This window comes from Stagnihabitans tardus, assembly GCF_009925085.1.
In the GTDB taxonomy this organism is placed as follows: domain Bacteria; phylum Pseudomonadota; class Alphaproteobacteria; order Rhodobacterales; family Rhodobacteraceae; genus Stagnihabitans; species Stagnihabitans tardus.
In genome coordinates, this window is the sequence record NZ_JAABNR010000004.1 from 256,460 (window position 1) to 279,107 (window position 22,648).

A 22,648-nucleotide genomic window follows, 5' to 3' on the forward strand; every position below is an offset into this window, starting at 1 on the left:
AGGGCGACAGGGCAGGGCTCTGGTGGTGTCGGCGTAGCCCGGGGTATACCCCGGGGCCCCCATCACCCCCGAGGGGCGCGCTGGTCCAGCTTGTCGGCCCGGCGCCGGATCAGGACCGACCGCAGGTCATGCATCGCCATCAGAAGCGGGTCGAGCACCCGGTCGACCTCTTCATCCGTGGCGCGGGTCTGCACCCATTGTGCCGTCATGTTCAGGTGATCGACCGTGCGGAGGATGTCGTCAATGTCGCGCTCGGCCTGAAGCGCGCGGCGCGTCTCCAGCCAGCGCGCGATCTCGGCCCGGTCTTCCTCGGTCAGTTCCGTCTCGCCATGCGGCTTGATATTGCCGTTCTTGACGTTGACGACGGCGATCTCGACCAGCTCCAGCCGACGCTGGCGCTGTTCGCTTTCGACGCGGAAGACCACGGCGCCATTGTCCCGGATGCGGAAGTAATACTGGGGCAGATCGGCGGCCATGAGGGCTCCTATTTCAAACCGGCGCAGAAGTCCTGGATGCGGCGGCAGGCGTCCTCGAGGATCGCTTCCGAGGTAGCGTAGCTGACGCGGAAGTTGGGCGAAAGCCCGAAGGCCGCGCCGAAGACCACGGCGACGCCGGTTTCCTCGAGGAGCGCCGAGGCGAAGGCCTCGTCATCCTTGATCAGGGTCCCGGCGGCCGAGGTCTTGCCGATGCAGCCAGAGATATCGGGGTAGACGTAAAAGGCGCCCTCGGGCTTGGGGCAGGTCACGCCCTTGGCCTGGTTGAGCATGTCCACCACCAGGTCGCGGCGGCGCTGGAAGAGCGCGCGGTGGGGGGCGAGGTAATCCTGCGTGCCGTTCAGCGCCTCCAGCGCCGCATATTGGCTGACCGAACAGGGGTTCGAGGTGGATTGGCTTTGGATCGTGCCCATGGCCTTGATCAAATGCACCGGCCCGCCCGCATAGCCGATCCGCCAGCCGGTCATGGCATAGGCCTTGGAGGTGCCGTTGCAAGTGAGCGTCCGGTCGTAAAGCCCGGGCTCGATCTGGGCGGGGGTCACGAATTTGAAATCGTCGAAGACCAGGTGTTCGTACATGTCATCCGACATGATCCAGACATGGGGATGACGCATCAGCACATCGGTCAGGGCGCGCAGTTCCGCCTCGGTATAGCCCGCGCCCGTGGGGTTCGAGGGCGAGTTGAAGATGAACCACTTGGTTTTCGGGGTGATGGCCGCTTCCAATTGCGCGGCGGTCAGCTTGAACTGCGTCTCGATGCCCGCCACCACCGGAACCGGTGTGCCGCCCGCCAGAAGGACCATGTCGGGATAGGAGACCCAATAGGGCGCCGGAATGATGACCTCGTCCCCCGGATTGCAGGTCGCCATCAGCGCATTATAGAGGATCTGCTTGCCGCCGGTGCCGACCGTGATCTGGTTGGGCTGATAGGTCAGGCCGTTTTCGCGCAGGAATTTCGCGCAGATCGCCTTTTTCAGCTCGGGGATGCCATCCACCGCCGTATAGCGCGTCTTGCCCGCATCGATGGCGGCCTTGGCCGCGTTGCGGATATTCTCGGGCGTGTCGAAATCGGGCTCTCCCGCGCCCAGTCCGATGATGTCGCGGCCCTGGGCCTTCAGCTCCTGGGCCTTGGTGGTCACCGCGATCGTGGGCGAGGGTTTGACGCGGGCGAGCGTATCGGAGAGGAAGGCCATGGGTCTGCTCCTGAAGGGAATCGCAAGGGGTTTAGGCCATGGGGGGCGGATGATGCAAGAGCGGCTGAAGCGGATGAAGATGCGGTCCTGGCGGCGCGGCACCAAGGAGATGGACCTGGTGCTGGGGCCTTACGCCGATGCGCATCTGGAAAGGATGAGCCCGCAGGAGCTGGATGCTTTCGAGGCGATTCTGGCCGAGCAGGACCAGGACCTCATGGCCTGGGTTTTGGGGCACAAACCCGCGCCCGAGGCGCATCTGCCGCTGATTGCCCGGCTTTTGGCCTTTGCCGAGGCGCGGAAAGGTCGGATTTGACGGGTTCTTTGCGGCGAAAGCGGCGCAAGTTTACGTTATGTTTGTGTTTCGTGCCCATCTTGTCCTTGTAACGAGGCAAATCGGAGACACTGCATGACCATGCATGCCCCCCTTCTGGATGGTTCGCAGAAAGCCCTTCTGGCGGGGTATCTTGACAGCTTGGCACTGTTGGAGCGGCTTCATCGCCTGCTCCTGGACGTCATCAAGGACGAATTCGAACGGCTTGGCATCCTGGAGATCAACTCGGTCCAGGCTCTGCTGTTGTTCAACATCGGCGAGAACGAGGTGACGGCGGGCGAGCTGAAGACCCGGGGTTATTACCAGGGGTCCAATGTCTCCTATAACCTGAAGAAGCTGGTGGAGCTGGGCTATATGCATCACCAGCGGTCAGAGATCGACCGCCGTTCGGTGCGGGTGCGGCTGACCGAAAAGGGCCGGCGCGTGCGCGGGCTGATCTCGGAGCTGTTCCAGCGTCATGCCGAGGTGCTGGGCAAGCGCGGCGTGATCGACAACGAGGTGATGGAGACGATCAACGGCTCCTTGAAGCGGATGGAACGCTTCTGGACCGAACAGATCCGCTATATCTACTGAGGGGTCCGGGAGCTTTCCAGGCGGGCATTCGCCCGCAAGGAAACCTCCCGGAGGAAGCAGGGGGGGCGCGCCCCCCCTGCACCCCCCCCGCCACATCGGGTTTTGCGGGAAGCCGAGGGGTGGGCCCTGGCGGCTCCGGCTTGGAGGGAGGACGGGGCGGGGCTTGGTGGTTTGGCTTGGACGGATGGCACGGCAGGGCGTTACGCTCTGCCTTTGTCGTTTTGGGGCTCGGAGGTGGTGGCCTTGGAGGCGTTGCGGAACTTGAGCCGGGGGGCTTTGGGGTGGCGAGGTGATCGAGCTGGGGGGCCTTGTGCTTGATGGTCACGACGTCCGCGCGGTCGTGTGGCCTTCGGGGGTAGAAGGTCGGGCTCTGCTGAGTGGCCTCGATTGATCGACGCAGGCGTTTTGCGGCGCGTGGGTTGCGGTTTGGGCCGGGCTCCTCAGCGCCAGAGCCAGGCGTAGCTGGCCAGGGCGCCTTGCAATTTCGAGAGGATGCGCAGGCGCAACGGTGCGGGGAGCGACTGGCCAAGGCGGCGCAGGGCGACCTCGGGGGGGCAGGGGCGTTTGGCCACCGGGTCGAAATAGCGCGGATAGGCGATCAGGCTGGCATGGACCAGTTGGTCCAGGGTGACCTTCGGCAAGGGGTGGAGGTCGGGCGCGCGGCGGCGGCGGTCGGGGACGGGGCCAAGGTCGGTGGTCAGGCCCCAACCCGCGTAGAAGGGCGCGCCGATCGTGGTGACGGGCTTGCCCCGGATCAGGGCCTCGAAGCCGAGGAGGGAGGTCAGGGTCCAGACCTCGTCGCAGGCATCGATCAGGGCGATGGGATCGGCCTGGGTGGCGATCACATCGACCAGGGGGCGCGAGGGCTGGGGGCGGGGCAAGGCGTCAGAGGGGTCGACAGGAGGCGTCCAGGGGGCGGTCAGCACTTCGGGGGGCAGGGCGCCGGGGCGCAGGCCCGCTTCGACATCGGGATGGGGCTTGTAGACGATGACGGCGCCGGGAACGGCTGCGCGGACGGCCTGCAAGAGGCCGAGATTGCTGCTTATCTCGCCACAGCCCAGGCGGATCGAGGCATCGTCCTCGACCTGTCCGGGGACGAGGATGCGGTGGCCCTCGGGCAGGTCGGGCATGCCCCCGCCGAGGTTGTATTTCGAGAGCCGCGCCGCGATGAGGGCGCGGCGGAGGCGCTCGGCCCGGGCCTGGCCGCCGGGGGGAAGGGGGCGGCGGACCAGGGTCTCAAAATCCGAAGGCCGGGTCGGGTCGTAGTAGATGCCGGTGGTGTCGGTGACCAGCGATAGCGGCGGCACCAGGGCGGCACCGAGGCCGCGCGAGCGCAGGAAACCATCCTCGACCGCGATGCCATCGCTCGATTTCCCCGCCCAGATCAGGGGCTTGCGACCCGTCTTTGCGGCAAGCGTCAGGGCCTCCCCGGGCGTCTTGCGGAAGATCAGCGGCTTTTCGCGGCCGAAGAAATCCTGCAAGGGCTTGCGCTTCCAGAGCCGCATCCCCCCCGCCACATAGCCCAGACGGTCGGCGCGGAAGGCGCGGGTCTCGGCCTCCAGCTGGTCGATGACCTCTTCCAGGCTGCAAAGCCGGTCATGGCAGGGCGTTGCCCAAACTGGCGCCAGCACCATGGCGCCTGCGAAGAGCTGCACCTTGGTCAGGCGGCGCGTGCGGCGGTCCAACGGAAAGCGGTCGTCGGTCAGGCCCCAGCCGGCATAGAAGGGCTGGCCGAAGACAACGGGGCGGTGACCGGCCAGGATCGCCTCGAAGCCGAGCTGGCTGGAGACGGTATAGACTGCGATGGCGCCCTCCAGGAGGCGCCAGGGCGAGACGGGGGCGGTCACCAGGTCTCCGGCCTGGAAATGGCCGGGGCGGAAGCCGCTTTGTGTCTCGGGATGGGTCTTGATCAGGATGCGCTGGCCGGGATGCTCGGCCTGGGCGGTAGCCAGCATCTCGGTGAAACGCGCCGGATCGGGCACCGAGGCATCGCCGCGCGTCTGGTCGATGACCAGGACATAGCCGGGGGGCGGCAGATCGGCCTCTGGATCGTGAATGTTGTATTTTGACAAGTCGAGCAGCCGAAGCCGTTCAATTCCATCCCTTGCCTGGGAGAGAATGTTTGAATTGTCCAAGGGGTCACGGGCCAGGATCTGCTCCAGCCGCGAGGGGGTGCTGGCGTCGTAATGGATCCCGAGGTCATCCAGCATCAGCCCCATCGGGGCCTCGCCCGACCGACCGGGCCGCAAAGAGCGCAGGAAGGCATCCTCGATCCGGATCAGCGGCGCCTGGTAGCGCGCGGCGATCTTCTCGCCGCGCCAGGCATAGGCCCCCTTGCCCCAGACCGCGACTCCGTCGCCCGCTTTGGGCAGGCCCAGCCGAACCTCATGGCCCGCAAGCTGCAGGATCCGCCGCACCCCGGGGCGGAAAAACCCCGCCGTATAGGCGCAAAGCCGATGGGGGAGCCCGGTCGCCTCGGGCTCCATCGCTCAGTTGCCGCTGGCCGTCGAGGCGAGGTTGGCCGCCTGGTTGGCCGAGCCCGTGATTGCGCCGATGGTCTTGGACCACTGGGTGAAGGGCGCCTCGGTGACATAGAGGGTGTCGCCGTCGCGGATCAGGAAGTCGCGGGCCTCGAACATGCCGGTGGGCTGGGTCAGGTCCAGCACATAGACGAAGCGCTGGTCGCCCTGCAGGTCGTTGCGGCCGAGGACGGCATTGGCCAGCTCTTCGGGCTCGTTGCGCAGGATGAAGACGCCGGTCGGATCGGCGATGTTGGAGTTCAGCCCGCCCACGGTCGCAATCGCCTCCAGCGCCGAAAGCGTCTGGGTCTGGAAGGGCACGCGGCTTTGCGTGCCGGTGGCGCCCAGGGCCACGAAGGCGCGGGTGTCCTGTTCGATCGTCACCGTGTCGCCCGGACGCAGCGCGATATCAAGACGCGGATTGGTGTAGAGGTCGGCGAGCCAGACCTTCTCGGTCCGGTTGCCGCGCGTCACATGAACGACGGCCACGGCCTGCGGGATCGTCACGCCACCGGCGCGGGCGATCATCGCGGTCAGGGTCCGGGTCGGCGCCTCGATCGCGTAATTGCCCTGGCCCGCCACCTGGCCATTGACCGTCACGGTCGAGCCCAGGCCCGAGGCGCGCTGGACGACGACCTGGGGGTCGGGCGTCTGGGGGTCGAGCTTGCGGGTTATGGCGTCGCGCAGGCCCTCGGCCGTCTGGCCCGCCGCCTTGATCCGGCCCGCATAGGGCACGAAAACAAAGCCTTGACCATCGACTTGCAGGGTCTGCAGGTTCGAGACGCGCTGCCCGGTGTTGCCCAGGAGCGGGTCGTCCTTGACGTTTTCGAAGACCGTCACCGAGACCGTGTCACCCGGCGAGATGATGTCTTGCGCCATCACGCCCGCCTTCAGGAAGGACGAGGAGAAGCCGAAAGAGGGCTGCACCGCCGTGGCCCGTGTCACCGACGGCGTCACCGTCACCACGAAAGCATCGCCGCCGTTCAGGACGGAGCCCTCGAAAATCTCGTTCTTGTTCGGGCCGGACCTTGGCAGGCCACAAGCCGCCACGGATACCAAAAGGCCCAGGGCTGCCGCCCGCCTTGTCACGTTCACTGCCACTGCCCGGGCTCCTTTTGCGGAGTTTGCCTCAAGTTTTGCCGCTAACCATACAAAACTTGTGAACAAATGCAAACAGAGCCTTTCGCGGCCTAGTTCACCAGCCGCAACTGTTGCCTTGGCGCCGCGTTGCCCGAGGTCAGCGCGTCATAGGGGTCTTCGGGCAAAAGCATCATGTCGACGATTTGCCGCATCAACTCGCGCCGCCCCCGGGCCGAGTAAAAGCCGCCGGGGATCTGCGAGGTCTCGAGCAGGTAATGCCGGTAGTCGCGGTAAGCCTTGCTGTCGGGCCGCGCGGGTTTGGCGAAGAATTCGGGCAGGGGCTGGGCCGAGACGAATTCCGGCTTGGCATAGACCGCCGCGCCGAAGACCTTCAAAGGCAGCCCGCGCCAAAGCACCTGTTGCGCGGCGGTCGAATTGACCGTCACCGCCGTCCGCGCCGGGTTCAAAAGCCGCGCAAGCTTGCCGCCGCGCACGAAATGCACCCGGTCTTCGATGCCATGCAACGCCGCCAGCCGTTTGATCTCTGACGCCACCGGCACGCGGCCATCCTCCAGGGGATGGGCCTTGAAGACCAGGTGGTGGTGACGCGGGGCGCCCTTGGCGAAGCCTTCGGTCACCAGCTCCAGGAATTCACTCATCGTGCGGAAGGGGGAATGCATCTGGAAGCTGGAGTCATGCTCCAGCTGCAAAAGCACAAGGTGATAGGGAAAACCGCCGTGCTGGATGCGCCAGGTAGCGAGGAAACGTTCGGCCCGGTGCAGCGGCATCAGGGCCAAGCGTTTGAGATACAACAGGAACTCTTGCCCCACGGTCAGCGCCCGATGCGGCCGGAAGTTGCGGTAATCCCAAAAGCCGGTCAGCACGAACCAGTGATAAAGCGCGCCCCAGAACATGTGCTGCGCCATGTCGCCCCAATGCGCCGGTGCATCGGGCAGGTCCATGTCCAAGGCCGAGATCGCGGCCTGCATCTGCCCCACGCCCATCTGCATCAGCCGCGAATTGCCGTTCGACCCGTCGCGCTCATAGGTGACCCAATAGGGCCGCAGATAGCCCTCTTCGAAGACATGGATGCGCAGGCCCATCGCCCGCGCCGCCTGCACGGAATGGGCATGGACGGGCCGCGTGTCGCCGTAAAGCACGATATCGGTGATGCGCTTTTCGGCCAGGATCAGGCGCAGGGTCTGCGGCCAATCCTCGGGCCGGCCCTTGAAGGGGATGTAATTCTCCGATGCCCAGAAGGCCCGGTCGCCCCGGTTGAAGCCCACGCGCCAGACCTCTGCCCCCGCGCGGGCCAGCATGCGGCCCAAACGGTGGAAGAAGGGCCCATGCGGCCCTTGCAGAAAGAGAAAGCGGTGTCCTTCGGCCGATTGCATCCGATCCTTGCCCTCGTTTTCGGCACTTTGCCCGGCAAAGCTTTACGATCCCTGATCTTCGCTTTGCAATCTGGCGTCAATGCGGCAGGATTTCGCAAAAAGGAGATGGGGATGATCGGTCACAATCGCGGCCCGCAAGAGGGGCAGGGCTGGCACTTGCACTGCTGGAAGCGCGCGCGGGCCGATCTTCTGCCGACCCTGCCGCTCGAGGTCGTCAGGCTGCGCGTGGCCCGGGCGCAGGCCCTGAGGCTGGATTACCGCACCTATGCCTCGGTCCGGGCCGCCACCGGGCATGATGTCGTGGCCTTTCTCTTTTCCTCCAATGCCTTGCGGGTGAGTTCTGGCCGTATTGCGCCTCTGCGGGCTTTGCATCTGACGGCGGTTCAGGCTGGGCGGATCGGGCTGGCGCAGGGTCTGGCGGTGGCCGTGCTGGCCGAGAACCCCGAGCTGACCTCTGCCCATCCCGCACCCGCCCCTTTTGCGCCTTGGGGGGCAGCGCGGGCGGCAATCCGCGCCGCGCTGCCGGGGATTTCGGGGGATCGGGTCATCCTCGTGGGCGCGGCGCCTTGGGAGAAAGACTGGCTCTCGGCGGGCGGTCTGGCGGCCTTCCTGCCCGAGGAGCGGTATTTCCCCGCCTGAAGGCCCCCGGAAACCAAGCTTGGCCTTGCGATTTGGGCCAAGCTGCGGCAAAGGGGCGGCTGATCCAAAGAGGCTTGCCCCATGTCCAACGACGCCAAGGCCGATGCGAAGGCCGAAAAGGCCGCTCTGCGCCGCCAGATGAAATCCGCCGCCCGGCTCTATGCCGTGCAGGCGCTGTTTCAGATGGAAAGCTCGGCCCAGACCGTCCAGGCGGTGACCCGCGAATTCGAGACTCATCGCTTCGGCGAAGAGATCGAGGGCGAAGAGATGGCCGAGGGCGATGCGGAGCTTTTCCGCAAGGTCGTGGCGGCGGCGGTGAACTGGCAGGCCAAGATCGACCAGGCGACCGACCGTGCGCTGGTGGCGAAATGGCCGATCGACCGCATCGACCCGGTCCTGCGCGCGGCCTTCCGTGCCGCCGGGGCCGAGTTCGTCGATCTCGACACCCCGCCCAAGGTCGTGATCAACGAATATGTCGACGTGGCCAAGGCCTTCTTCCCCGAGGGCAAGGAAGCGAAATTCGTCAATGCGGTCCTCGATCACATGGGCCACGAACTGCGCCCGGAGGGCTGGTGACCTGGGGGTGCGGGGGGTTGCCGCCCCCCGCACCCCCCGCTTTCGGGGGGACCAGTCCCCCCGAGCCCCCCAGCCAAAGGGGAGCACGCTCCCCTTTGGAAACCCCGTGGATATTTGAGTCAAGTTGAAAGCGGGGGCTTTCCAGGCGCTTGTTTCCTTGGGCTTTTGGGCCAGACGGCAAGCCCGAGCTGCACCGACACGGCGCGGCTTTCCGGGGCGGAACCCGCGCAGAGAAGGCGCGCCTTGCCCGAGCCGGTTGGCGCCCCTCGGCGCCAGAGGCGAGAGATGATCTTGCGGCGCCAGCCGCTCCTTTTGGCAATCGCTTGCATGGGCCCTTGGCCTGCGCTACCCCCGGCGCCTTGGCAGAGAGGCCCCAGATGACCACCCTAGCGCTTGACTTCGGCACCTCGAACTCCGCCGCCGCCCTCTGGCAGGACGGCCGCATCCGCCGCCTGTCCATCGAGACCGGATCGGATACCCTGCCCACCGCCGTCTTCTTCCCTTCCGACAAGGGGCCCATGCGGCTTGGCCTCGCCGCCGCCATGGCGCTCTTGCAGGGCGAAGAGGGCCGCTACATGCGGGCGCTGAAATCGGTCCTGGGCTCGGGGCTTTTCCACGAGACCCGGATGATCGGCGGCAAGCGCCGCACGCTGTCGGATGTCGTCACCGCCTTCCTGGCCGAGGTCAAATCCCGCGCCGAGGCCGAGGCGGGGCAGGGCTTCACCCGCATCCTCTCGGGCCGCCCGGTGCATTTCCACCCCGACCCCGCCCGCGATGCCAAGGCGCTGGAGGACCTCACCGCCTGCTACCATGCGGCGGGCTTCGCCGAGGTCGATTTCCTTTTCGAACCCGAGGCCGCCGCCCTGGCCGCACATGCCAGCGGCGGCGGGCCTCAGGGCTTCGGCCTCATCGTCGACATCGGCGGCGGCACCTCGGACTATTCGCTTTACGAGACCTCCGGGGCCAAGATGAAGGTCCTGGCCAGCCACGGCATCCGCCTCGGCGGCACGGATTTCGACCATGCCATGTCGATGACCCATGCCATGCCCTGGCTGGGGCGCGGCTCCTCCCTCCACCGCGAGATGGGGGCGGGGGAGGTGCCGATGCCGAACCACCTTTACGTCGACCTCTCGACCTGGGCCCGCATCCCGCTCCTCTACACGCCCGATGTCCGCAACGAGGTGGCCCAGATGGTCAAGCTGGCGATCAAGCCGCGCCTTCTGCGGCGCCTCGCCCATGTGCTGCAAGCCGAGCTTGGCCACGAGATCGCCTTCGCGGTCGAGCGCGGCAAGATCAACGCCAATGCGGGGCGCGAGGGCGCGCGGGTTGACCTCTCTTGCGTCGAACCCGGGCTTGGCGTGCCCGTCACGGCGGAAAGCCTGGAAAAGGCACTCCGCCGCTACCGCGCCCCCCTGCGCGAGGCGGCGGCCGAGTGCTGCCGCAAGGCGGGCATCGCGCCCGACCGCGTGGCCGAGGTCGTGCTGGTCGGCGGCTCCTCCCTCATGGCCATGGTGGGCCAGGAGGCCCAGGCGCTGTGCCCCAATGCCGCACTTCGCGCCTCCGAGCCTTTCACGGCGGTGGTGGACGGCCTCGCACTGGCCACGGCATAGCTGCAACGGCGGCGGATTGTTTGCGCCTTGGCCACTTGACGGGGCAGGGGGGCAAGGGTCAGGCTTGCGGCCTGGTTGGCGGAGACTCCTCGTGAAGAAAATCGGCAAGGCCCTGGTTCTGGCGCTGGCGGCGACCCTGACGCTGGCCGCCCCGCAAGCGGCGCATGCCGAAGGCAAGGTCGTCCTTGGCTGGGGGCGGATGTTCAACAACGACGCGATCGGCGATGGCCATGACCGCTGGCGGACCGGGTCCTACACGCTCAGCGTGATCCGCGCGCCCTCCTTCACCGGGGATTTGCCCGTGACGATGGGCGAGCTGCTGGAATGGCGGCTTTCCACCCAGATCGTGGCGCCTGCCAACCTCTCGGCCCCCGCGCCGGGAGATCGGCGCTATGCCGGGATGCTGTCGGTGGGCGTCCACAGCCAGTCGCTCTGGCAGGGGATGGAGCTGGACCTCGGCGGCGACCTCGTGGCCATCGGCCCGATGACCGGGGTCTCACGCGTGCAGAAATGGGTCCATAACGCGCTGGGGATCGACGAGCCCAATACCTCGCAGCAGATCACCGACCGTGTCATCCCGACGGTCTCGGCCGAACTCGCCCGTCCTTTCGAGTTGGGAGGCGCCGTCCTCCGCCCCTTCGTCGCAGCCCAGGCCGGGGTCGAGACCTTTGCCCGGATCGGCGCCGACGTGACCCTCGGCGCCTTTGGCCGCCAATCGGTCATGGTGCGCGATGGCGTGACCGGCCAGCGCTACCGCGCAGCGCCCTCGGTGCTGGTGCCGGGCTTCAGCCTGGTGGCGGGCGGAGACCTGACGCGCGTCTTCGACAGCGTGCTTCTGCCCTCGAACGGTCCGGCGCCGACCGACACGCGCTCGCGCCTGCGCGCCGGGGTCCATTGGCAGGGCGCCCGCGCCTCGGCCTTCTACGGCCTGACCTGGCTTTCGGAAGAGTTCCAGGGACAGGGCAGCGGCCAGCTCCTGGGCTCCCTGTCGTTCAACCTGCGGTTCTGACGCGACAATCTTCCGGGGGTTGTGGTCAGCCCCCGGTCTCTCGCCACATATTGTGCAAAAGCGAATCACCGGCGATTTTCCGCTGGCAAAAGGTTAATGATTCGTTAATCTGACCTCATAAAAATAAGAGCAGGCAAGACAGGCATGAACACGGGCTCTCAGGGCACGTTCGTCATATCCTGGTCGCAAACGGAAACGGATGGCGTCAAGGCAGCGCCGCTGGACCTTCTGACCCTTGGCGTCACCTGGCGCTGGGGCGGGGAGCCCGTGCGGGTCGATGGCCCCTCCGACATGTTGCGGCTGGAGGGGGCGGAAGGAGCGGCGGATCTGCGCAGGCGGGCCGCGCGGATGGTGCGTCGGCTGATCGGGGCGGCGGTGGCCAAGGGCGCCGCGCCCGAGGCCGAGGAGGACATGGCCGATCAAGGCTTTGCCCTGACCGATGGGCATGAGACCTGGGTCGTGACGCTTCTGACGGTGCCCGATACCGGGGCTCTGCTTCTGATGGTCCTGGGCGAGATGCCGCCACGCGACCGCGATCTTTGGGTGACACAGGTGGCCATCGACCGGGGCCGCGTCAGCGGGGCGCGCGGCGCTCGCGGGGTAATCTGCTTCACCCCCGATACGATGCTGGCGACGCCCGGGGGGCCGCGCCTGATCCAGTCCCTGCGGGCGGGTGACCTGGTCCTGACCCGCGATGCTGGGCCGCAGCCGGTGCTCTGGACCGGCCATCGCCGCATGACCGGGGCGCGGCTCTACGCCATGCCGCACCTGCGCCCGATCCGCATCAAGGCCGAGGCGATGGGCGCAGGCCAGCCGCAGCCTGACCTGGTGGTCTCGCCCCAGCACCGGATCGTGATGCAGGGCCCCGCCGCGCGGGCGCTTTTCAACAGCGACGAGGTCCTGGTGCGCGCCGAGGACCTGGTCAACGACACGACGATCCTTCTGGACCGCAGCCTGCGCGAGGTGACCTATGTCCATGTGCTCCTGGAGGCGCATCAGGTGATCTGGGCCAATGGCGTCTTGACCGAAAGCTTCCACCCCGCCCATGCGGCGCTGGACAGCTTGGACCCGGTCCAGCGCGCGGGGCTGATGGAGATCTTCCCGGGCCTGGCCGCCGATCCGACGGCCTATGGGCCCCATGCCAGGCGCAACCTTTCGGGCTCCGAAGCCGCGATCCTGCGGCATGACCTGGGGATCTAGCTTACCCCCCTGCCTGAAAGGGGGGGAGACGACCGGCAGCCAGTAGGGGGGCAGCCGGATCTCGGGCGCGGCGGCCTCCTCGTCCGCCGCGCCCTTTTCATTCTGGCGCGAATACCCGCCCCTTGTGCTTTCAATTTGGCCCAAATACTCCCTTCCTGTCCGGCCCCACGGCCCTTGTCCTTTCATGCTTGCCGAAATACGCCCTTCTGCCTTCCCCCCGTTGACTCTCCCCCGCCGCCCGCCTATACGCCCCCCAGTCCCGCATTCTGCGGGGCTTTTCATTGGTGTTGGTGGACCCCGCAAGGGGAAGCCTGTCGCCCGGGGAAACCCGGGAAAGGACAACGCCCTTCACTGTCAGAAGGAGATCAGCGATGACCAAACGCACCGCTGCCAAGTACAAGATCGACCGCCGCATGGGCGAAAACATCTGGGGCCGTCCCAAGTCGCCGCTGAACAAGCGCGAATACGGTCCCGGCCAGCACGGCCAGCGCCGCAAGGGCAAGCTTTCCGACTTCGGCACGCAGCTGCGCGCCAAGCAGAAGCTGAAGGGCTATTACGGCGACCTGACCGAAAAGCAGTTCCGCAAGATCTATGCCGACGCCGACCGCTCGCGCGGGGATACCGGCGAGGCCCTGATCGGCTTCCTCGAGCGTCGCCTGGATGCGGTGGTCTACCGCGCCAAGCTGGTGCCGACCGTCTTCGCCGCCCGCCAGTTCGTCAACCACGGCCACGTCACCGTGAACGGCAAGCGCGTCAACATCGCCTCCTACCGTGTCTCGGAAGGCGACGTCATCGCCGTCCGTGAAAAGTCGCGCCAGATGGCCGCGATCACCGAGGCCCTGGCCCTGACCGAGCGCGACGTTCCCGATTACCTGGAAGTCGACACCCAGAAGCTGACGGTCAAGTTCGTCCGCACCCCCGGCCTTTCGGACGTGCCCTATCCGGTCGTCATGGAGCCGAACCTGGTCGTCGAATACTACGCCAAGAACTAAGCCCGATTTGGGGCAGCGGCGGGGTAAACCCGCCCACCCCAAGGTGAAAAAGGCCCGCCAGCCACGGCGGGCCTTTGCATTTCCGTCGCACTTGGCCCAGAAGATGGGTCTCGTGCCCCCTCATGCCGGAAGAGAGAATGTCCGACCCGAAGAAACCCACGATCGAAACCCGCTTCGAGCAGGCGCTCTTTGCCTCGCGCTGGCTCATGGCGCCGATGTATCTTTGCCTTGTCCTCTCGCTGGTCATCCTGACGGTGATCTTCGTGCGCGAGACCGTGGCCATGGTGCCCCATATCCTGGACATGTCGGCCGATGAGAGCATCCTGGCGATCCTGACGCTGATCGACCTGTCGCTGGCGGGGAACCTGATGCTTCTGGTGATCTTCACCGGCTATGAGAACTTCGTCTCGAAGCTGGACATCGAGGATGCCAAGGACCGGCCCGACTGGATGGGCAAGGTCGATTTCTCGGGGCTGAAGCTGAAGCTGATTTCCTCGGTTGTGGCGATCTCGGGGATCCACTTGCTCAAGGTCTTCATGGAGCTGGGCCACGGCGGGGACCATGGCCCCACGCCGGAAACGCTGCAAATGATGGTGATCGTTCACCTGGCCTTCGTGGTCTCGGGCGTGCTCTTGGCGCTGATGGATTACATCTCGGCCAAGACCGCCGCTCACTGAGCCTTTTTGGGCGGCCGGCCCTTGGCCGCCCAGATCGCGTCGCGGTGGCGGCGCAGGACGGTCTGGACATAGGTATAGGCCGCCTGGTCCATGTGGTTGACCTCGCGGATCATCTCGCGCATGGCGGCCGTCACCTCGACCTGGGTGTCCTTGGTGTCGGGGGTCTTGCGCTTGTGTTCGGTCGGCATGAGCCCCTTGTGGCCCATGCAGCCGAAGATCGACGAAAACGAGATCGGATACATCTCCAGAAGGCCAACGAAAGTGAACTCCCTGCCGATGCGCTCGATCAGCTCTTCGGGCGACAGGGCATCGCGCGAGCCGGTCATGAACAGCGTCGTCTTGTTTTGCGACGCGGGCGACTCGACATAGCTTTCCAGCGTCGGGAATTCCTTCATGAACTCCTGGTAGGGCGGGTGCATCGGCGTGCGCTGATAGCGGTAGTCCGAGATGACCCGGGCGACGGGGTCACGCATGAAGGTCACGACGCGGCAATCCGGCCTTGCGGCGCGCAGGGTCTCGTAATGACCCCAGACCACATGCCCCGAGGCCGAGCGGAAGTCCTTCGTCTGCATCTCGGCGACGAAGTCGGCGATCACGCCGCCCATCTGGTCCGTCGTCGACACATCGGTCCTGGTGTAATCGACATGGATGTTGCGATAGGGCCGCATCTTGGAGGCCAGCTCGGAAGAAAACGACGATCCGGCCGTCTTGGGGATATGCATGAAGAACCAGAACGAGTCCTTGGCCGCCTCTTGCGAGATATAGTCACTCAGCGACATGGTTTCGAGGTCGGCGAAGGGCACTTGGAACTTCCTGCATCTGTATATGACAATCCTATCAGCCGTTATTTTGCCCTGCTGTCAAGGGGGCGCCGGGGCCACCCGCCGGGTCGAGTGGTTAACGTTTGCAAAGCGCGGCTTGCGGGGAAAAGCCAATTCCCGCTGGCAAAGCGCCGCCCCCAAGGCTAAAACCCCGGCAGCATTTCGAGGAAGAAGATGAACGACATCCGCCCGCAACCCGGCATCATGGACATCGCGCTGTATGAGGGCGGCAAGGCCTCGGTCGCGGGGGTGACGAATGTCGTCAAACTCTCGTCGAACGAGAACCCTTTCGGCCCCTCGGACCGCGCCAAGGAGGCCTTCTCGCGGTCGGTGCATCAGATCCACCGCTATCCCTCGACCGACCATGCGGGACTGCGGGGCGCGATCGGCGAGGTCCATGGGCTGGACCCCGCAAGGATCATCTGCGGTGTGGGCTCGGACGAGATCATCACCTTCCTGTGCCAGGCCTATGCGGGCCCCAAGGACGAGGTCGTCTTCACCGAACACGGTTTCCTGATGTATCGCATTTCGGCCTTGGCGGTCGGCGCCACCCCGGTCGAAGTGGCCGAGCGGGAGCGGACCACCGATGTCGATGCGATCCTGGCCGCCTGCAACCGGCGCACGAAGCTGGTCTTCATCGCCAATCCGAACAACCCGACCGGCACGATGATCCCGATCTCCGAGATCGAGCGGCTGGCCTCCAAGCTGCCGTCGCAGGCCATTCTCGTCCTGGACGGCGCCTATGCCGAATATGTCGAGGGCTATGACGGCGGGGCAGAGATCGCCACGCGTCGGGAAAACGTCGTCATGACGCGGACCTTCTCCAAGATCTACGGGCTTGGCGGGCTGCGGATCGGTTGGGGTTACGGCCCCAAGGCGATCATCGATGTCTTGAACCGCATCCGGGGGCCGTTCAACCTGTCCAACACCCAGCTCGACGCTGCCGAGGCCGCCGTGCGCGACCAGGATTACGTCCAGCGCTGCCGGGCCGACAATGCCAAGATGCGCCATTGGCTCTCCGAGGCCCTGGCGGGGCTTGGCGTGCCTTCGGATGTTTCGATGGCCAATTTCATCCTCGCCCGCTTTGCCAGCGTGGCCGAGGCCGAGGCCTGCGACCTTTTCCTGCAGGGCCAGGGGCTGATCGTGCGCCGCGTGGCCAGCTACAAGCTGCCGCATTGCCTGCGCATCACGGTCGGGGACGAGGCCTCTTGCCGGCGCGTCGCCCATGCCATCGGCCAGTTCAAGGGGATGAAATGATCTATCAAAAGGTCGCCCTGATCGGCCTTGGGCTGATCGCCTCCTCGATGGCCCATGCGATGAAGGGCCATGTGGGTCAGATCGTGGGCCATGCCAAGTCGCAGGAAACCCGCGACACCGCGCTGGAAATCGGCCTTTGCGACCAGGTCTTTGCCACGGCAGCCGAGGCGGTCGCGGGGGCCGACCTCGTCGTCCTGGCCGTGCCGGTCGGCGCCATGGGCGCGCTTGCCGCCGAAATCGCGCCGCATCTGAAGCCCGGCTGCACCGTCACCGATGTGGGCTCGGTCAAGCAGGCGGTGATTGCCGCCGTGGCCCCCCATCTGCCCGAGGGCGTTGCCTTCATCCCCGGCCACCCGATGGCGGGGACCGAGTATTCCGGGCCGCGCTCGGGCTTTGCCACGCTGTTCGTCAACCGCTGGTGGCTTCTGACCCCGGGTGAGGACGTGGCCCCCAAGGCCATCGAGACCCTGACCGCGCTTCTGGTCGCCATGGGGGCCAAGGTCAACACCATGACGCCGGAACACCATGACCAGGTCCTGGCCGTGGTCTCTCACACCCCGCACCTGATCGCCTATACGATGGTGGGGGTGGCCGATCACGTGGCGCAGGTCTCGAACTCCGAAGTCATCGAGTATTCGGCATCGGGTTTCCGCGACTTCACCCGGATCGCGGCCTCTGATCCCACCATGTGGCGCGACGTGTTCCTGACCAACAAGGACGCGGTGCTGGACATTCTGGGCCGCTTTGCCGAGGAGCTTTTCGTCCTGCAACGTGCCATCCGCATGGGCGACGGCGACCACCTCTTCGACTATTTCACCCGCACCCGCGCCATCCGTCGCGGCATCATCGAGGCCGGCCAGGACACCGCCGCCGCTGATTTCGGCCGCGTCGCGGTGAAGACGTGAGGCTGGCGGCCGCGCTCCTTTGCCTGTTTCCGGGGCTCCTTTGGGCCCAGGACGCGAGCCAGCGCCCGAAGCCGCGCCCCTTCCTGGCCGAAGCTGCCCAGCCCGCGGCAATACAAGACGCCGCGCCCCTCCTGCGTCCGAAGCCCCGGCCCCTGGGACTGGTTCCCGTCGTCGCAGCCGTCCAGGTGGCAGAGGTCGAACGCTTTGGCCCGCGCCCGAGACCCCGGCCCCAGGGCCTCGGCGCGCCCGAGGCCGAGGTGATCCTGGCCGCCGCGCCCCAGCCGGAACCCCAGGTGCAAAAGCCCGGGCGCCAGACGATGAAGGGCGCGGTCTGTGGCCGGGCCGAGATCAAGGGCCGCCAGCTTGCAGCCATGCGATCGACCCGCCGGGGCTGCGGCATTGCCGAGCCGGTCGAGGTGACCTCGATTGCAGGCGTTACCCTTTCGCCCGCGCCGACGATCAACTGCGAGGCCGCCTCGGCGATCTCGGACTGGATCAGCGGCGCCCTGCAACCGGCCTTCAACAACCAGGTGGCGCAACTCCGCGTCGCCGACAGCTATTCCTGCCGCCCCCGCAACAATGTGCGCGGCAACCCGCCCTCGGTCCATGGCAAGGGCGAGGCCATCGACTTCTCCGCCGTCGTCCTGACCAGTGGCAAGGCCGTCGAGGTCAAGTCACGCCTGGATCGGCGCTGGCAAAAGGCCCGCAAGAACGCCTGCGGGATCTTTACCGTCATCCTGGGGCCGGGGTCGGATGGCTACCACGAGACCCATATTCACCTGGACGTCAGCCAGCACGGCGGGCGTCCCTATTGCAGGTAGGCCCCGAGGGCTTGGCGAAACCTTGCCCTATGGCAGATAGGGCGCCCTGACTTGGCAGAATTGCGCCCTATGGCAGATAGGGCGCGGGGCCCAGGGGGATCGGTCCCAGCGACATCTGGCCCCCTTTCATCACCAGCGGCAGGACCAGCTCGGCCGGATCCTCGCCGGCCTGGGCCATGCCCTCCAGCGCGCCCATCAGCCCGCCGCGCATCCCCGGAGCGATCAACCCCAGGCCGATGGCCGCATCGGGCAGGGCCTGCCAACCCTTGATCCGCAGCTCGATCTTCCCATCGGCCTGACCCATCGGGTCCGGGGTCACCATGCCAGAGCCCTCGACCTCCAGGCTCCCCCAACTGATATCCAGCGTCCGCAGGTCATAGGCCTCGAACACCGGCTCCTCCTCCCAGGCCAGGGGAGCGGCCAGCGGCAGGCGGGCGTCGAAGCGCAGATAGGCGATCTTGGGGCCCAGCCCGCCCAGGTCGCTGCCCGCAGGCAGGGTCAGGTCATCGGCCTGCAACCACAGCTTCAAGGCCTGGTCTCCCGTGGCCTGCGCCGCGCCAAAGACCCGCGCGGTCGAGATCGTCCAGCCCTTGTCCGAGCTGACTGTCAGCTCCGGCCATTCCACCCGGATCTCGCGCGGCGGAAAGCCCGTCTCGGGCGCCATGTGCAAGGAAGCCTCGATCTTCGACGTGTCCAGCCGCAGGACCTGGCCCCCCAGCGTCAGCTTCTGCCCGCCGGGCACCACGGCCAGCACATGCCAGGGCTTCCAGGCCATCATCAAGACCTGGCCAAAAGGCGCCTGCCAGTCCCAGCCCGTCCCCGCGAAATGCGGCGCGGTCACGTTCAGGTCAAGCCGCGTCGCAAAGCCCTGGACCGAGAGCCCGCCATGTTCGGCGACGATTCCCTGGGCCTCTTGCGCCGCGAACCAGTCCTCGGCCGCGCCCTTGAGATATTGCGCCGCAAAGAACCAGGCCAGGGCCCAGATCCCCGCAACAGCCAGAACCGCCCGCAGCATCCATTTCATCTCTGGCCCTTTCCGTTTTGGCCTGTTTACAAGGGGCAAAGCGAAAGGGCCAGTTCGATGGAAGCACTTTGGGTCTTTGGCTATGGCTCGCTGATCTGGAACCCGGGCTTTCCGGTGGCCGAGCGGCGGCTGGCGCGGGTCGAAGGCTATCACCGCAGCTTTTGCATGAAGTCGGTGCATTACCGGGGCACGCCCGAGCGTCACGGCCTGGTCCTGGCGCTGGACGCCTTGCCCGGCGCTGTCTGCCATGGGCTCGCGATGCGCGCCGAGCCGGGGCAGGAGGAGGCGGTCCTCGCCTATCTGCGCGACCGCGAATTATCGGGCTCGGGCTACGAGGAGCGCCATCTTCCCCTGCAGACCGATGCCGGAGAGGTCTTGGGCCTGACCTTCGTCATCACCCCCGCGCGGCCCGATTACCTGCGCCTGGCCCTGGAGGCCCAGGCCCGGGTCATCGCCCAGGCCGTGGGCGAGCGCGGCCCCAACCGCGATTACCTTTTCGCCACCGCCGCCCACCTGGCCGAGCTTGGCATCCCCGATCCCGAGATGGAGACCCTCGTCCAGATGGTCCGCGCCTTGTAAACGCTTGGCCTTTTGCGCCGTCCTGCTATTGTTAACGAAAAACAGGGCGGGCCATGACCGAGCAGGCGTCTAAAGCGATCTCTTTCACCCAGCCGGTGCGGCAGATTCTGTCGATGCTTCTGGCCGTGGGGCTGATCGGGGCGGGGATCTGGCTGATCCGGGCCGAGATCCTCAGCATCATCAACGCCAACCCTTTCCTCGATGCCTTCATCATCGGGGTCTTTGCCCTGGGCGTGCTGACCTGCTTCTGGCAGGTCTTCATCTTGATGAAATCCGTCCGCTGGATCGAGAATTTCGCCAACGAGGCGCCCGGCGCCGATGACGCCATCCCGCCGCAGCTTCTGGCGCCCCTGGCGGCCTTGCTGAGAGGCCAGCGCCGCCAGATCACCTCCTCCAACGCCAATTCCATCCTCGATTCGGTCGCCACCCGGATCGACGAGGCGCGCGACATCACGCGCTATCTGACCAACCTGTTGATCTTCCTGGGGCTTCTCGGCACCTTCTATGGTCTTGCCACCACGATCCCCGCCATCGTCGGCACGATCAAGAACCTCGCCCCGCAAGAGGGCGAAACCGGCGTCGCGATCTTTGGCAAGCTCATGGCGGGCTTGCAGGAACAGCTGGGCGGCATGTCGACGGCGTTTTCCTCCTCGCTGATGGGCCTCGCGGGCTCGCTGATCGTGGGGCTTCTGGAGCTTTTCGCCAGCCACGGGCAGAACCGCTTTTACCGCGAGCTGGAGGATTGGCTTTCGACCATCACCCGCCTGGGCTTCGTCAGCGATGGCGAGGGCGACGAACAGGCCATGGTGCCCCAGCTTCTCGACCACATGGCGGGCCAGGTCGAGGTTCTGCAAACCCTCTTCGTCCAGGCCGAAGAGGGGCGTCAGGCCACCGACCAGCGGCTGGAGGAGCTTTCGCTGGCCATCGGCACCATGGGCCGTGACCCCCGCCAGTTGGAGGCCCTTACACGGATCGCCGAGGGCCAGGAGCGCATCCTGGCGGCCCTGGGCGCGCTGGCTGCCCCCGAAGGCGGCCCCGCCTATTCCGATGCCGAAAGCCGGATGCGCCTGCGGTCGATCGACGTGCAACTGCTGCGCATCCTTGAGGAATTGTCAGCCGGCCGCCAGGAGGCCATTGCCGATCTGCGGTCCGAGCTCTCCGCCCTGACCCAGGCCATCAAGAAGGGCCGCTGAGATGGGCCTGTCGCGCCGCCGCCGCGAGGAGCCGAACATCTGGGCGGGCTTCGTCGATGCGGTGACGACGCTTCTCATGGTCATGATGTTTGTCCTCACCATCCTGACCGTCGCGCAATCCGTCCTGCGTGACACGATCAACACCCAGTCCTCCGAGCTTTCGGAACTGAACGCCCAGGTCGCCCAACTGGCCGAGGCCCTGGGCCTTGAACGCACAAAGGCCCAAGACCTGCAAACCCAGGTGGGGTCATTGTCGGCCAGCCTGACCGCCGCCAAGGCCGAGGGCGAAAAGCAGTCGGCGCTCATCGCCACGCTCACAAGCCAGCTGACCGCGAAAGAGGGCGAGCTGACCGCCGCCCAGACCCGCATCGCCAGTTTCGAGGCCCAGGTCGCGAGCCTTCTGGCCGAGGCCCAGGCGCAAAAGGGCCAGATCGGCGCGCTGACGGCCTCGGTCGCCGAGCTGGAGGCCGCGCAGCAAAAGGCCCTGACCGAGCAGGAGGCGCTGAACCTCGCGCTCGCCAAGGCCCGGACCGAGATCGATGCCGGCGCCGAGGCCGCGCGCCTCGCCGCCGCCCGCCGCGAGGCGCTGGAGAAGCTGATCGAAGGCCTCAAGGCCCAGGCATCGGCCAAGGAGGCCGACCTGACCGAGGCCACCGCCGCCCTGACCGAGGCCGAGAAACAGCGCCTGGTCGATGCCGCCGCCGCCCAGGCGCTGCAGGACAAGCTCAAGGGCTCCGAGGCCGAGCTGACCGCCATGACGCTGGCCCTGGAGGAACAGCGCAAGAAGGCCGAAGAGACCCTGACCCTTCTGGCCGCAGCCGAGGCCGCCAAGGCCGAAGCCGAGGCCCTGGCCCGGACCAACGACAAGAGCGCGGCCCTGGCCCAGGCCGAAAAGATCCTGTCGGAGAAAGAGGAACAGATCGCCGAACAGGCCCGCAACGTCGCCCTGTTGAACCAGCAGATGACGGCCTTGCGGGCGCAGCTGGGGGAATTGCAGGGGCTTCTGGACGCCTCCGCCGCCAAGGACGCCGACAACAAGGTCCAGATCGCGGCGCTGGGCTCCAAGCTGAACCAGGCCCTGGCCCAGGTCGCCTCCGAACAAAAGCGCCGCGCTGACCTTGAGGCGGCCGAGGCCGAGCGCCTGCGGACCGAAAACCAGGACTTGGCCAAGTACCGCTCCGAATTCTTCGGCGAGCTCTCCAAGCTTCTGGCCGACAAGCAGGGCGTGCGGGTGGTGGGCGACCGTTTCGTCTTTTCCTCCGAGGTCCTGTTCCAGCCCGGCGCCGCCGACCTTTCGCCCGAGGGCCAGGCCCAGATCGCGCAGGTCGTCCAGACCCTGAACCAGGTGGTGCCGGAAATCCCCCCGACACTGAACTGGATCATTCGCGTCGACGGCCATACCGATGCCACGCCGCTTTCCGGCTCCGGGGAGTTCAAGGACAACTGGCAGCTCTCCCAGGCCCGCGCGCTGGCCGTGGTGCGCTACATGACCGATACCTTGGGCTTCCCGCCCGGCCGCCTCGCCGCCGCAGGCTTCGGCGAGTTCCAACCCGTGGCCCAGGGCGAGACCCCGGATGCCCTGGCGCAGAACCGCCGGATCGAGCTGAAGCTGACCGAGAGGTAACCCGGGGTATACCGTATGCGGCGGTTGCGTCCCATCTATTTTGGGGTTGTGGCGGTTTGATGTGCGGGATCGACCGACGGGTGAGCACGTCCGGGAGTCCCGGATGAGCTTATGAAGAGGGGTAGGCGCTGCTGGCT

General features: G+C 66.5%; 22 protein-coding genes. 15 read left to right on the forward strand and 7 right to left on the reverse strand.

The genetic code is table 11. The features are described 5' to 3' along the window. Positions 1–62: 62 nt before the first annotated feature. Together GV832_RS06060 and GV832_RS06065 are read right to left on the reverse strand one after the other, a co-directional pair. Complete coding sequence (locus tag GV832_RS06060) at positions 63–476, reverse strand: hypothetical protein (protein WP_168773935.1); 414 nt, start codon at positions 474–476, stop codon at positions 63–65. 8 nt (positions 477–484) lie between these two features. Next, positions 485–1,687, reverse strand: a complete 1,203-nt coding sequence (locus tag GV832_RS06065; RefSeq protein ID WP_168773936.1) for a pyridoxal phosphate-dependent aminotransferase — start codon at positions 1,685–1,687, stop codon at positions 485–487. A gap of 49 nt (positions 1,688–1,736) precedes the next feature. On the opposite strand from GV832_RS06065, the gene GV832_RS06070 reads away from it, so the two are divergent. Then, on the forward strand, positions 1,737–2,000 hold the full coding sequence (locus tag GV832_RS06070; RefSeq protein ID WP_168773971.1) for an FAD assembly factor SdhE: 264 nt from the start codon (positions 1,737–1,739) through the stop codon (positions 1,998–2,000). Between the two features lie 93 nt (positions 2,001–2,093). Next, positions 2,094–2,591, forward strand: coding sequence for a MarR family winged helix-turn-helix transcriptional regulator (locus GV832_RS06075; RefSeq protein WP_168773937.1), 498 nt, complete (start codon positions 2,094–2,096; stop codon positions 2,589–2,591). Between the two features lie 440 nt (positions 2,592–3,031). Here the strand turns inward: GV832_RS06075 and GV832_RS06080 are convergent, their stop codons facing one another. From GV832_RS06080 to GV832_RS06090, 3 genes are all read right to left on the reverse strand, one after another. Then, a complete protein-coding gene (locus tag GV832_RS06080; protein ID WP_168773938.1) occupies positions 3,032–5,077 on the reverse strand; it encodes a capsule polysaccharide biogenesis protein in 2,046 nt (681 codons plus the stop codon). A 3-nt stretch (positions 5,078–5,080) separates the two neighbouring features. After that, a complete protein-coding gene (locus GV832_RS06085; protein WP_354001929.1) occupies positions 5,081–6,211 on the reverse strand; it encodes a polysaccharide biosynthesis/export family protein in 1,131 nt (376 codons plus the stop codon). An 89-nt stretch (positions 6,212–6,300) separates the two neighbouring features. After that, complete coding sequence (locus tag GV832_RS06090) at positions 6,301–7,584, reverse strand: capsule polysaccharide biogenesis protein (protein ID WP_168773939.1); 1,284 nt, start codon at positions 7,582–7,584, stop codon at positions 6,301–6,303. Between the two features lie 111 nt (positions 7,585–7,695). Between GV832_RS06090 and GV832_RS06095 the strand changes: the two genes are divergently transcribed. The 7 genes from GV832_RS06095 to GV832_RS06125 all read left to right on the forward strand — a co-directional run bounded on the left by GV832_RS06095 (position 7,696) and on the right by GV832_RS06125 (position 14,287). Next, complete coding sequence (locus GV832_RS06095) at positions 7,696–8,223, forward strand: hypothetical protein (RefSeq protein ID WP_227754258.1); 528 nt, start codon at positions 7,696–7,698, stop codon at positions 8,221–8,223. An 81-nt stretch (positions 8,224–8,304) separates the two neighbouring features. After that, positions 8,305–8,799, forward strand: a complete 495-nt coding sequence (gene nusB, locus GV832_RS06100; protein ID WP_227754259.1) for a transcription antitermination factor NusB — start codon at positions 8,305–8,307, stop codon at positions 8,797–8,799. 377 nt (positions 8,800–9,176) lie between these two features. Next, positions 9,177–10,409 (forward strand): Hsp70 family protein, encoded by a 1,233-nt coding sequence (locus tag GV832_RS06105; RefSeq protein ID WP_168773941.1) that lies wholly within the window; start codon positions 9,177–9,179, stop codon positions 10,407–10,409. 91 nt (positions 10,410–10,500) lie between these two features. Then, on the forward strand, positions 10,501–11,418 hold the full coding sequence (locus tag GV832_RS06110) for a lipid A-modifier LpxR family protein (protein ID WP_354001930.1): 918 nt from the start codon (positions 10,501–10,503) through the stop codon (positions 11,416–11,418). Positions 11,419–11,562: 144 nt separating this feature from the next. Beyond that, positions 11,563–12,618, forward strand: a complete 1,056-nt coding sequence (locus GV832_RS06115; protein WP_168773943.1) for a Hint domain-containing protein — start codon at positions 11,563–11,565, stop codon at positions 12,616–12,618. Positions 12,619–12,989: 371 nt separating this feature from the next. Further along, positions 12,990–13,610, forward strand: coding sequence for a 30S ribosomal protein S4 (rpsD, locus tag GV832_RS06120; RefSeq protein WP_168773944.1), 621 nt, complete (start codon positions 12,990–12,992; stop codon positions 13,608–13,610). A gap of 137 nt (positions 13,611–13,747) precedes the next feature. Then, on the forward strand, positions 13,748–14,287 hold the full coding sequence (locus GV832_RS06125) for a TIGR00645 family protein (RefSeq protein WP_168773945.1): 540 nt from the start codon (positions 13,748–13,750) through the stop codon (positions 14,285–14,287). Here GV832_RS06125 and GV832_RS06130 read toward each other — a convergent pair. After that, positions 14,281–15,090, reverse strand: coding sequence for a sulfotransferase family 2 domain-containing protein (locus GV832_RS06130; protein WP_168773946.1), 810 nt, complete (start codon positions 15,088–15,090; stop codon positions 14,281–14,283). The genes GV832_RS06125 and GV832_RS06130 overlap by 7 nt on opposite strands. A 192-nt stretch (positions 15,091–15,282) precedes the next feature. Between GV832_RS06130 and hisC the strand changes: the two genes are divergently transcribed. Genes hisC through GV832_RS06145 form a run of 3 tightly spaced genes read left to right on the forward strand, consistent with a single transcriptional unit; the run spans position 15,283 to position 18,091 of the window. Continuing rightward, entirely contained in the window at positions 15,283–16,365 is a 1,083-nt protein-coding gene (gene hisC, locus GV832_RS06135) for a histidinol-phosphate transaminase (protein WP_168773947.1), read from the forward strand. Continuing rightward, a complete protein-coding gene (locus GV832_RS06140) occupies positions 16,362–17,270 on the forward strand; it encodes a prephenate/arogenate dehydrogenase family protein (RefSeq protein WP_168773948.1) in 909 nt (302 codons plus the stop codon). The genes hisC and GV832_RS06140 overlap by 4 nt, the downstream gene beginning before the upstream one ends. Continuing rightward, complete coding sequence (locus GV832_RS06145; RefSeq protein ID WP_168773949.1) at positions 17,267–18,091, forward strand: extensin-like domain-containing protein; 825 nt, start codon at positions 17,267–17,269, stop codon at positions 18,089–18,091. The genes GV832_RS06140 and GV832_RS06145 overlap by 4 nt, the downstream gene beginning before the upstream one ends. Positions 18,092–18,158: 67 nt before the next feature. Here the strand turns inward: GV832_RS06145 and GV832_RS06150 are convergent, their stop codons facing one another. Continuing rightward, complete coding sequence (locus GV832_RS06150; RefSeq protein WP_168773950.1) at positions 18,159–19,115, reverse strand: DUF2125 domain-containing protein; 957 nt, start codon at positions 19,113–19,115, stop codon at positions 18,159–18,161. A gap of 57 nt (positions 19,116–19,172) precedes the next feature. On the opposite strand from GV832_RS06150, the gene GV832_RS06155 reads away from it, so the two are divergent. From GV832_RS06155 to GV832_RS06165, 3 genes are read left to right on the forward strand one after another with little or no spacing between them, the layout of a single operon-like run. Further along, entirely contained in the window at positions 19,173–19,694 is a 522-nt protein-coding gene (locus GV832_RS06155; protein WP_168773951.1) for a gamma-glutamylcyclotransferase, read from the forward strand. Between the two features lie 53 nt (positions 19,695–19,747). Beyond that, positions 19,748–20,887 carry a biopolymer transporter ExbB gene (locus tag GV832_RS06160; RefSeq protein WP_168773952.1) on the forward strand — a complete coding sequence of 380 codons (1,140 nt, stop codon included), beginning with the start codon at positions 19,748–19,750 and terminating at the stop codon, positions 20,885–20,887. A gap of 1 nt (position 20,888) precedes the next feature. Continuing rightward, a complete protein-coding gene (locus tag GV832_RS06165; protein WP_168773953.1) occupies positions 20,889–22,511 on the forward strand; it encodes a peptidoglycan -binding protein in 1,623 nt (540 codons plus the stop codon). The last annotated feature ends 137 nt before the right edge of the window (positions 22,512–22,648 follow it).